At 37.9% G+C, this 11,818-nt stretch carries 9 protein-coding genes; 3 read left to right on the top strand and 6 right to left on the bottom strand.

The window, feature by feature from the left end; genetic code table 11:
* Nucleotides 1-6: 6 nt before the first annotated feature.
* Nucleotides 7-939: a cytochrome C5 gene (locus tag J3U71_RS07740; protein ID WP_267393609.1), complete on the bottom strand. Its 933-nt coding sequence runs from the start codon at nt 937-939 to the stop codon at nt 7-9.
* A 145-nt stretch (nt 940-1,084) separates the two neighbouring features.
* Between J3U71_RS07740 and J3U71_RS07735 the strand changes: the two genes are divergently transcribed.
* A complete protein-coding gene (locus tag J3U71_RS07735; RefSeq protein ID WP_220268650.1) occupies nt 1,085-2,323 on the top strand; it encodes an MFS transporter in 1,239 nt (412 codons plus the stop codon).
* Nucleotides 2,324-2,428: 105 nt separating this feature from the next.
* On the opposite strand, the gene J3U71_RS07730 is transcribed toward J3U71_RS07735, so the two are convergent.
* A complete protein-coding gene (locus J3U71_RS07730) occupies nt 2,429-3,658 on the bottom strand; it encodes an MFS transporter (RefSeq protein WP_220268651.1) in 1,230 nt (409 codons plus the stop codon).
* Nucleotides 3,659-3,766: 108 nt separating this feature from the next.
* Between J3U71_RS07730 and J3U71_RS07725 the strand changes: the two genes are divergently transcribed.
* Entirely contained in the window at nt 3,767-4,618 is an 852-nt protein-coding gene (locus tag J3U71_RS07725; protein WP_267393608.1) for a helix-turn-helix domain-containing protein, read from the top strand.
* 574 nt (nt 4,619-5,192) lie between these two features.
* Here J3U71_RS07725 and J3U71_RS07720 read toward each other — a convergent pair.
* From J3U71_RS07720 to J3U71_RS07705, 4 genes are all read right to left on the bottom strand, one after another.
* Nucleotides 5,193-5,456: a histidine phosphatase family protein gene (locus J3U71_RS07720; RefSeq protein WP_267393607.1), complete on the bottom strand. Its 264-nt coding sequence runs from the start codon at nt 5,454-5,456 to the stop codon at nt 5,193-5,195.
* Between the two features lie 47 nt (nt 5,457-5,503).
* Nucleotides 5,504-6,949, bottom strand: coding sequence for a glycoside hydrolase family 1 protein (locus J3U71_RS07715; RefSeq protein ID WP_267393606.1), 1,446 nt, complete (start codon nt 6,947-6,949; stop codon nt 5,504-5,506).
* A gap of 25 nt (nt 6,950-6,974) precedes the next feature.
* Complete coding sequence (locus J3U71_RS07710; protein ID WP_267393605.1) at nt 6,975-8,954, bottom strand: beta-glucoside-specific PTS transporter subunit IIABC; 1,980 nt, start codon at nt 8,952-8,954, stop codon at nt 6,975-6,977.
* Nucleotides 8,955-9,091: 137 nt separating this feature from the next.
* A complete protein-coding gene (locus J3U71_RS07705; protein WP_220268656.1) occupies nt 9,092-9,985 on the bottom strand; it encodes a PRD domain-containing protein in 894 nt (297 codons plus the stop codon).
* Between the two features lie 261 nt (nt 9,986-10,246).
* On the opposite strand from J3U71_RS07705, the gene J3U71_RS07700 reads away from it, so the two are divergent.
* Entirely contained in the window at nt 10,247-11,197 is a 951-nt protein-coding gene (locus J3U71_RS07700) for a class A sortase (RefSeq protein WP_220268657.1), read from the top strand.
* Nucleotides 11,198-11,818: the final 621 nt, after the last annotated feature.

Below are 11,818 nucleotides of genomic sequence, written 5' to 3'. Positions count from 1 at the left end.
TCCTGGTCATTCAAACCGGTCTTTCTTAATTACACGATAAATGGAAATGACCAAAACTAAGATTGCACAGAGTATGGCAACGTATGCCATAGGACCAACACTAATTGCAGCTTGTGCTTGCTGACTAGCCATTCGGTTTTCCACCGCGTATTCCACAATCCATTTACGCAATAACCGTGGAGTCAAAATAAAAGTTATGGTAGCAATGACTGACGCGACTAGTGCCGTATTTCGTGAATAAGGCTCACGGAAAAACTGTGCCATGACGCAGAATGCTGGTGCTATCATCAACACAAGAACCCAAATAATAATCAGCCTGCCGGCGCTACTATTCATCATTTGCGCACTATTAGTCGCATAGCGGTACTTGCCCCAAAGTTGTCCCCCAGTAAAAGTATTGAGCAAGCTAAGAATATATGAGCCTTGTTGCCCATAAATCCCGCCACGATTCGATAAAATGCCTTGGATAACTTGTAAGCCGTCGGTTGAGCCTGCTTCCGGAAAATTAACAGTGACAACTTTCTTCATGTAAGTTGCTAAAAACATGAGAATAGAGCCACCAAATTGCAGTGCGCGCAGCATATTAAGCTTTCTGGAAGCCTTCATTTTAAATTCCAGGCTGAGAACACGATCTGGGTGATGGCTATGACCGATGATGAAAATGCCGACAGCCACTATTATTGCTAATAGCAATAATAACCACCATAATTTAGCCATCACAAAAAAGATGGCCAATACAACAATCGCCACTGCGACATAAGGCCGATCAGAAAAGATTTCCCAAAAGTTTAGTTTAAGGTGACGGTAATCAGCTCGTGGTGATTCAGCCGGATTCTCTTTAGCGGGCCTTTTGGTAGCAGCAGAATTAACCGCTTCAGCATTCTCATTCGCATACTTTTTGCGATATTCACGTCTAGTCATATGTGAATCCTGACTCATACAGCACCCTTCCTTTCAGAGACAATATCTTATCACGTTTTGGGGCTAAGTTTACCCTTTTTTGCAAATTCTTAGCAATTTTATTGTGCTAGAATAAAAAAGATAATGTTTTTGTTAAAAATTCAAACGGAAAGATGAGGATACTTTGAAAAGTTCAGATAAGTTGCCAGCTGGATGGCACAAAGCCTTTTATACCCTGTGGCTAGGTTGTTTCATTACAGGAATGGGTTACTCGATGACAATGCCCTTTATTTCACTGTTTATTGCCGACCTTGGTCATTATAGTCAATTACAAATCAGTCTTTACTCAGGCTTGGCTTTTGCAATGACATTTATTGCCCAGGCAATAGTTTCACCTTATTGGGGCAATTTAGCTGACCGTAAGGGCCGCAAATTGATGTGTATGCGTGCTTCAGGCGTAATGGCTCTGACTATCACAGCTACCGGATTTGCTCCCAATGCAATTTACATCATTGTCATGCGGTTTATTCAGGGAGCTTTTTCTGGCTACATTAATAATGCTACCGCATTGATTGCTGGTGAAACTCCTCATCAAAAAAGCGGTTGGGTTATGAGCCAAATGATGACCGCCGGAACTGCTGGAAACTTAGTTGGACCTTTACTTGGCGGAATTCTATCTAATTTCTTTGGTAACTGGCTAGGTGGAGCCTGGGGATACCGAATTCCCTTCTTCATCACTGGGTTTTTAATGGTTTTAGTCTTCTTAGGTTCAACTTTCTTAGTTCACGAAAAATTTACCCCGGTTTCGCGTGAAGAAATGAAGCCAATGAAAGAAATTATGCATACTTTGCCTAATGTTAAGTTAATTATTGCGATGTTCGCAACAACGCTGTTAGTTCAAGCCGCCAACATGTCAATTGACCCGATTGTTTCACTTTACGTAAAATCAATGATGCCCAACAGTAAAAATATTGCCTTTGTTGCTGGTGTCGTTGCTGCAACACCGGGACTTGGTACGTTGATTGCCGCTTCTAAAATCGGCCACAAAATGGACGAAATTGGCCCGCTAAAGATTCTTCGCGTTGGACTAATTGTTGGCGCCATCCTCTTTATTCCAATGGCACTCACACATTCACCGTGGGTATTAGCTGGATTGCGCTTTTTGCTGGGAATTGCCAGTGCCGCAATGCTGCCAGCGGCTCAAACGGTTTTAACTCTTAACACGCCACCAGAAAGCTTTGGTCGCATTTTCAGTTACAACCAGTCCTTTCAGGCAGTCGGATCAGTCTTTGGTTCATTAATGGGGTCAACCATATCCGGAGTATTTAATTATGCGACTGTCTTTTGGACTACTGGCTTAACTTTATTGATAAACTTTATTCTGATTATCTTTTTTAGTTTTCACCAGCCCAAACGTCAGTAAGCACTAGCTCTTTTAAAAAATAAAATAAAAACTAAAGGACTAGTTCGAGCTATTAGCTTAGAACTGGTCCTTTTAGCTTGTTCTTAAATTCAGTAAAAACCGGACTTAATTTTCCTTGGTTTTAATCATGACGACAACCGTAATACTGAAAACTAAAATACTGGTAATCAGCATCCCTAACAGAGCAACGTTAGCATTTGATGCCGCTGAAATACTGGTAAACAGGATTGTCATTAATGGTGTAATCACTAACAAAATTGTATTTAACAGGCCAACTGATGATGACAAAATCTTGCGGTCAACCGTTGCAACCAGCCATTGCGTTAACTTCGGACTAGCTGTTCCTACAAAAAAGCCTAATAAGGCATAAGTAACTAAACAAAAAATTATTTGTTTACTCATCGTGGACACGAGAACGCAGGCTGCGGATAATAAAGCCAGTAAAACGATCACATAGACCGAAACCTTTTTAAAAATCATTGTTCCCACAATACTGCCTAGAGCAGAGCCAACCGCTGCTGCTGCGCCAATAATTGCAATTGTGAAAGTATAGGTCCCAATGACCATTACGCTTTTATTGCCAGCAACAACAATCGATAATATTGGCTCAATTGTACTCAAAATACCATTCATTAAAGCAATAACCATCACGGTAGTTAACAGGCCTCTCGCCTTTTTAACCTGGCGAAAAGACAAGGCAAGCGTACCCAAAAAGCTTTGTTCATCAACATCTTGATTAATTGCTGTTTCTTTATTTTTACGGGCAATCGACAAATAAATTAGTCCAGCAACAATAAAGGTTAAGCCATTAATAACCGCTAAAGTCGAATAAGACATGAACAATAACAATCCTGAACCAACAAACTGCGCAATGGTCGTAATCACTTGGGAAACGCCACTTGTGAAACCTGTTGCCTTAGCAACTTGGTCTTCTTCTACTAAATCAACTACTAAAGGTGTTGACAGGCCACTTGAATACGTTCCGGCTGTATCAGAAATGAAGTTAATGACGATAACCATCATTACCAGATTCCAGCCGGCAATATTTTGACTAAAAAGAAAACCAACTAATAAATAGAGTGCCCCCCTAATCATTGCAAGCCAAACAATCTTTTCGTATTTGTTATGCGTCCGATCGGCAAGATAGCCCCCGACACTTGAAAGCAGTCTAGGTACCGACTCGGAAATGGCAATCAGTGAAAGAGCTAATGAGTAATTTTTTAGCTTGCTAGCATAAGTCATCAAGGCTAAGTAAAAAAGAATATCACCAGCACTTGACAGGATACTAGCGATTGAAAATCGTCGATAATATTTATTTTTGAAAAATATATCCATGAATTAATTTACACCCTCTATTTATTTACTAATAACTTAATTATATTTGTGTTAAAATTTTAAATAATGAAAGTGTCATATATGAAACTAATTTTCGGAGAAATTTTGATGACTATTGGAAATTTATTACGGCAATATCGGCAAGAGGCAGGTAAGACGCAGCGGGCATGGATCGGTGATGTTGTTAGCCCCTCGTTTTATTCTAAAATTGAGAAGAATACTACTAGGATTTCTGCTCAGGATTTGATTGAAATACTGCGCTACAACCATATTGATCTTGCTAGTTTTTTTAGCAAATTAGATTACCGGTCAAAATCTGAAGACGAACTCAAGAAAAACGTAATTTCCAAATCAATAGATGCCTATTATGAGTTTGATATCGATCAGCTCTCAGCAATTAAAAATGCCATCGCTAAAAGTGCTGTGTATAACAAAGAAGACCTGATTCTTAAGCTCAATACCTTAATTTACACTGCCAACAGTTCACCTGAAAAACTCAGTTTAAAAGAAAAGCAACAGTTAAAAGCCAAATTTTATAATGAAGATAATTTGGACCAAGAGTCACTAAAAAATTTCTGTAATTACATGTATTTTTTTGACTTTACCAGTAATTTAATGATTACCAAAAAATTTCTCAAAAAATTTGGTAGAAGTAATGATGAAAAAATCCAATTTTTAGTCCTTGGTATTTTAATTAACATGGTTGGTATTAGCATTAAGCATCAATCTTATGAAAATGCCGCACAAATGATCACAATGTCAAAGAAAGTGCCTACTAAACCCAGTACATGTTTCAGTAAAATGGTGCTCTTCTTACTAGAAAATTTAATTAATTATCACTATGAGCCATTACAAGTTTATCTTGATAATTGTGAAATGCAGGTTAAACAGCTTTCCTTAATTGGAATGGAAAAATTCAGTCAGCAATGTCAAAAATTGATCGATGAAAATACCAACTAATCGCTAATTTTGGGTTTAAGAAAAAGCGTGATTTAAAATCACGCTTTTTCTAATATTAGCTAAACTCTATTTTTGGCCAGCATTATAATACTTCAAACTGCCAATTTCGCCGACCAAGTTAAATTTACCCTTTTGTAAACTAATTTAGTGACCGAGTCATTCGCAAGGCCGATTCCTTGAAAAGTAGGGTAATTTTGCGTTGACAAAAAGAGATTAATTGCCATCCCAGAGCTCACAACTAAAACGTTTTCGCCTTTGTGCTGACTTTTTGCAATTTTACCGTCATTCGCTTTTGAATAGCTTCAGTACTTTCCGCACAATATTGTGTTGGTAAGCTGGTATTCAACTTATTTTCCTAGTCTAAGACATAATTTATTTTGAAATAGTTTGCCTGTCTTAGCTTGAAAATCAGCAATACTATCATAGCCAAAGCATTGGGCAATTTCTGGTACATTCTGCGCAACATCAGGGCGGCCTTCATAGCACCGTAGTTACATTCACGCAAACGCCAATCAATTTTTAGTTTAACTTTTTGATTGCCAGAGTATTTTAAGGCTCCTTGTGCAGTCTTTTCCTATCTTGTTAAGTCACCGGAATAAGCTGCTTTAAACTTAATTCCCTTCAGACCTTTACCAATATACCCGGCACCCTTTACATCATTATCAGTTAGGGTATAATCCTTCCAGCCTTGAGCAAGGTGCATCACGTTAGCAGTAGTTTCGCCATGACGGGGCAAATAAATCGTCACCGGTTTATTATTACTTTTTGCCTCGGTTTGATTAGTGCCAATTGTGACTGCTCCGATAAGACTTGCTAATGCTAACAAGAATTTTGTCACTCGCTCGCTGTTCCATTTTCTTACTTACTCCGAGTTATTCCCTAAATTTAGGCTAAATCGCCACCATTAGTTTCAATAACTTTCTTGTACCAGTCGAATGACTTCTTCTTGTAACGGTTGAAGGTACCCTTACCTTCATCGTCTTCATCAACGTAGATAAAACCATAGCGCTTTGACATTTCTCCTGTAGAAGCACTGACTAAGTCAATACAGCCCCATGGCGTGTAACCCATTACGTCTGCACCATCATCAATCGCTTCTGAAATGGCTTCAATGTGTTCACGCAAGTAGTCAATCCGGTAATCGTCAGCAACATAGTGATTTTCATCAGGCTGATCAATGGCACCCAAACCATTTTCAACGATAAACAATGGCTTTTCATAACGATCAGATAATTCGTTAAGTGCAATTCTTAAACCGGTTGGGTCAATTTGCCAACCCCAGTCACTTGATTTCAAGAATGGATTCTTAACTCCACCCATCAAGTTACCGTTAGTTGTTTCTTGGTTTTCGTGAGTAACATCAACAACAGATGACATGTAGTAGCTAAAGCCAATGTAATCAACCGGGTATTTAGCTAGCAAGTCAAGTTCTTCATCGCTGTAGTCAATGTCGCTTAACTTAACGCCTTGACGAGCTAATAAGCTCTTCGTGTATGCTGGGTAATGGCCCCGAACTTGTACGTCAGCGCAGAAGAAATTGTTTGCTTGGTTTTCTTGCAGCGTAGCAATTTGATTCTTTGGATCTGAATCATAGCTATAAGTTGTTGCATAAAGAATCATGCAGCCAATCTTCATATCAGGATTTAATTCATGACCGATTTTAACAGCTTTAGCACTGGCAACGAATTGGTTGTGCCATGATTGGTAAACATTCTTCTTGTCAAGAGCACCGTTACTTACAGTCAAGCCTTGGCTCATGATTGGGAAGTGAGCAGCACTGTTAATTTCGTTAAAAGTCATCCAGTACTTAACTTTATCCTTGTAACGAGTTAATACAGTTCTAGCAAAACGTTCATAGAAGTCGATCAACTTCTTGTTCTTCCAGCTACCATATTCAGTAATCAAGTGCAAAGGAAGTTCATAGTGTGAAATCGTAATTACAGGTTCAATATTGTGCTTTAAGCACTCATCAATTACCCCATCGTAGAACTTAAGTCCTTCTTCATTTGGCTGCTCTTCGTCACCGTTAGGGAAAATACGTGACCAAGCGATTGAGAAACGGTAGCATTTGAAGCCCATTTCCGCAAATAGTTCAATATCTTCCTTATAGTGGTGATAGTGATCAATTCCAACGTGATTAGGATAAACGTATTTAGGATCGATTTTGAAATCAAAATCTGGTGAAGCAATAATCTTCATCCGCTCTTTACCACCAGGTAAAACATCAGGAAGAGATAATCCTTTGCCTCCTTCTTGATACGCACCTTCGAGTTGGTTAGCCGCTGTGGCTCCACCCCATAAAAAACCTTTAGGGAAATTGTTTGTATTCATGTGTATACTCCTCTTTCTCGCCCGATTATTCTAAGTCTAGCAGCTGATCACCGATTGATACTTTGCCACTAGCAACAACATTAACTTCGTGGTAATTGTTAGTATTGGTCACAATTACCGGAGTTGTGACTTCATAACCAGCCTTCTTAATAGCTGCCAAGTCAAATTCAATGAGTGGATCGCCCGCTTTAACAGATTGACCCTTCTCAACTAATATTTTAAAGCCTTTACCATCTAATTCAACCGTATCCATACCAATATGGATCATTACTTCCGCGCCCTTAGCTGATCTTAAACCAATTGCATGTCCAGTTGGGAAAGTCATGGCAACTTCACAATCAAATGGTGCACATACTTTGCCTTCTTTTGGTTCAATTGCAACACCTTGACCCATTGAGCCGCTAGAGAAAACTTCATCTTTAACATCTTTTAACGCAACGATTGTTCCGTTTAATGGTGCAACTAATTTTTCAGGTTCATTGTAAGAAACTTTAGCCACTGGTTTGGCAGCAATTGTAGTTTCTGCAGGAGCGGTGGCGGAATCTGCACTTTCTGCTGCATTCGCATTAGCCAAAGCAACTTGCTCATCAAGTGTTTCGTCAACTGAATTACGGCCAAAAATCATTTGCAAAGCAAAACCTAAAATTGTTGCGACAATCATGGCAATAATTAAGCCATAAACAGTGCTATCAACGCCATTTTTACCAATAGCACCAGGAATTGAGAAGATTCCCATTCCGGCCATGATGTAAAGCTTGGTCTTGAAAAAACCGATTAAACCACCTCCGATTGCTGAAGCAATACAACTAATGATAAATGGTTTTTTACGTGGTAATGTCACGCCATAGATTGCTGGTTCAGTAACACCAAAGATTCCAGAAACAAATGCAGGAATCGCAATACCACGGGTTTTTTCATTTTTAGTTTGGAAAATAATTGCCAAAACAACACCTGTTTGGGCAAATGATGCAGCAAGTGATAAGCCAACGATTGGGTCATAACCCATAGCAGCAATGTTGGTCATCATAACGGCAACAAAGCCCCAATGAACACCAAAGATAACAAATACTTGCCAGAAAGCACCCATCAGGATACCAGCTAAAATCGGACTAAAGTTGTAAATGGCACTGACAACTTGAGCAATTGCGTTACCTACCCAAGTAGCAATTGGTCCAATAACTAAGAAGGTAACCGGAACAGTAATCAATAAGACAACAAAAGGAACTAAAAAGGTCTTAACCACATCAGGAATGACTTTTCTCGCCACTTTTTGTACCTTCGAAGCAAACCAAACTGCAATAATGATTGGGATAACTGAAGTTGTATAGTTCATTGAAATAACTGGAATACCCAAGAAGGTCATATGAACCGGTGCCTGTAAAAAAGTCCCCTTAAACACCGTGAATAAAGTAGTCTTGCTACCGGCCATCGCTACAATCGATGGGTAGCAGAGTGCAGCACCAATGGTTGCTCCTAAGTAGAGGTTAATACCAAACTTTTTAGCCGATGAAATTCCCAAAATGATTGGCATGAAGTAGAACAAACTGTCACCAATTGCATTCAGAATAATGTAGGTTCCGTTATTAGCAGTTACCCAACCAAATGCCAAAAACATGGCGTTAAAACCTTTGATCATTCCAGCAGCACACAATGCACCTAAAAGTGGGTTGAAAATACCGGAAATCAAGTCAATAAATTTATCTGTCAAGCTCATGTTGCTTGTATCAACATAATCATCAGGAACTGAACCGCCATCACCAAAACCACCAATTTTAATTAGGGTATCGTAAACATCAGCAACGTTATTACCAATAACAACTTGGTATTGACCACCAGACTTAACTAATGATAAGACACCGTCAGTTGCCTTCATTTTTTCATCGTTTGCCTTTGAAGCATCCTTTAACTTAAAGCGCAACCGTGTTGTACAATGCACCACGCTGGCTACATTATCTTTACCACCAACATTGGCGATAATTTCACGACTTAATTCTTCGTAAGCCATTTTTTCCTCCAAAAATAACAAAACCCGGGGACTTAAAGAAGACCTCTTGCAAACATTCAATTAAGAATGAAACAATGAAGTTTTCTTTATGTTCTCGGGTTAATGCCTGTAAAACAGTAACACACCGTTTAAACAAATTATTTTTCATCGGCTGGAATTTGCTTTGCTTCCGAATCAGTACCATCTTTTTGTCTGTGCGTTACCCGCCAGACATGGAGCGTCAGATAGACCTCATCATCAGGTTGCAATTTCCAGCCAGCTTGCTTAGATAAATAAGTGCCGATTTTTAAAACCGTCTCGTATGCTTTCTTGTACTTAACCCTCATTAATTCAAGCAATGAATTATCAAGTTCGCTGCCACTATTCTCATCACCAACTTCATAAAGATGCCGTACCATGAATGAACGTAAATGCGTCATAAACCGATTGAAATTAAATGATTCCGGATCAAGCTGCATCCCATACTGATATTCAATGATTTCAATCACACCATGAATTAACTTGGTGATTTTGATTGTATCTTGAAGCTTAGTTTGATCAGAACTAGCATTGATAAAGTGATAGGTCAGATAAACAACTTCTGCGTTGGGAAAAGTTAGCTTAGTTTTTTCCTGAAGCAGCTTCAGCGCATCTTTCGCAGTTGAATATTCTTTAGGAAATAGCTTCTTTAATTCCCACCCCACAGTACCTTGGCCTAATTCAAAGCCCTCATCAGTTCTTTTAAGCATAAAATCAATGTGATCAGCTAAAACCAAGTACTGATAATCAGTAAAATTAACGTTTAGTCTCTTTGAAACAAGATTGATTACATCAGTTGTTAGAGACAAAGTACGTTTATCAATATCCCTAACACTGTCAATCATCTTGATATTCTTTTCGACAGCAACAAAACGACGAGTAATTTTTGTTTCATCAATTGGATCATTGGGCTTTTTCCCAAAACCAATTCCGTTTCCAATTACTACCCAATCAACACCAGATTCATCCGACACTAAAGCAGCATTGTTGTTAAAATTTTTAATAAATTTCACTCAGCAAACTCCTCTTTTCAATAAAAAAACCTATGAGCAACACTAAAGCCTTGTTGTTCATAGGTTAATGCCTGATCGAATCAGTAACACACTTATTTACTCCTAAGATTATAAAACAGTGTTAAAGCGATTTCAATAGTTATTTGAAGATTTTTTATCAGTGTTTCTAGTTATTTCTCAAATAATTAGGCATTTTACCGATTTATCATTAAAATAAGAGGTAATTTGAATAACTTTCGCAAAATCAGAGGACAAATAGCAATGACAACTAAAAAACAAAATTTAACCACCAAACAAAAAGTCTGGTCTACAATCCAGGTTCTATTTATAGGTATACTTTTTTACTTGGGGGTAACACTTATTTTCTTCGGTTCCGGTTTTGGTGACTCCTACCTTGTCCAGCAAAACGCAGAGCAAGCTTCTTCAGGATTAACATCTAAAAAAGCGGATCAAAATAAGCACCGGAAAACAACTTATGACGCTAGTAAGACCAAGTCAATTAGTACAACGCGGATCCTGCGGTCAAAGAAAATTAAGGCTTATGCTATTGGGCGAATTTCGATTCCAGCCGTTAACATTCACAATCCGCTGTTTGCCGGATATGGCAGTGAAAACCAAAACTTGGAATACGGCGTTGTTACTTGCCTCCCGGACCGTGTAATGGGTGGAGCCAACAACTATGTGCTAGCAGGACATTATATGGGAGCATATGGCCCTGCTGTATTAGACAATTTACATTTGGTAAAACGGGGCGACTTAATCTATGTGACCGATCTTCATCACATTTATGCTTACGAAGTTAAAAGAATTTCTTTTGCAATTAAACCAACACAAGTTGAAGTCGAAAACAACATAAAGGATAGAAGCATGATTACCTTAATTACATGCTCAGACTTTAACACTTCGAAATACGGGTATGGGCAGCACCGCACAGTTGTGCAGGGTGATTTAATCAGCAAAATTAAGGCAACCAACAAGAATTTATCTGCGACTGAATTAACTGCTAATTTTTCTGCAAAAAGAGGCCAGAAAAAGGTCGCTTTACCAACCAAAAAGGGACGGCATACTATTAAAAAGAGCCAACAAATTCGCGCGAAAGCTCAGCCTAAGTTTTTTCAAAACATGACTCTTATTAAAGCTGCCATTATTATTTTTAACGTTATCTTCTTTCTAATTATTGTCTGGCGTCTAGTTAGAATTTGGCGCTCATAACTAGAGCGTAACACCAATTTAATTCGCTCATTATTAAGTCGTAATTGGCACTATTTTGCCAGTTACGGCCTTTTTTTACTATATAGTCTTTTTTTTATTAACAAGATTAAAATTCCTAACTTCAACAATTAGTAACTTGGTTTTTAATATTGTTAGAAAAATAATTACTTGCTGTTTGCGATATCGTCCGAGAACATTATTGCAAATTAGACTTATTTTTTGTTAATAATTTGGCAGTTAAGTGCTGAATAAATAGTTAATCATGGTAGCTTAATATTCGTATATAAGCAGTTTATAAATACTGTTTTTATATGTTTTAGGTCTAATCATTGCTATGTAGCAGCTATTACATAATAGGCTTTAAATAATCTTTAAGCTGCTCTGGTCTTAATACAAATTGAATTCGTTATTTAGAACATTATCAAAATGGCTACTAATACAATGATATTTCAAAGTTTAAGTTGTCAATTGACCCATCTACAATTTATAAAACTAGTAAAAAAGATAGTTATAATGTTACCCTAAAAATTCTAAATTTCTAAATCATATTTTTATGTAAAAATAACATTTAATAATATTAGTTATACTTAAAAAATTCTAAAAAAGATTCAAAAATCTAAA

This window comes from Lactobacillus sp. B4015, from assembly GCF_026536055.1.
In the GTDB taxonomy this organism is placed as follows: domain Bacteria; phylum Bacillota; class Bacilli; order Lactobacillales; family Lactobacillaceae; genus Lactobacillus; species Lactobacillus panisapium.
Note: the sequence above shows the minus strand (reverse complement) of the source record. Positions and strands in the feature narration are given on the sequence as shown.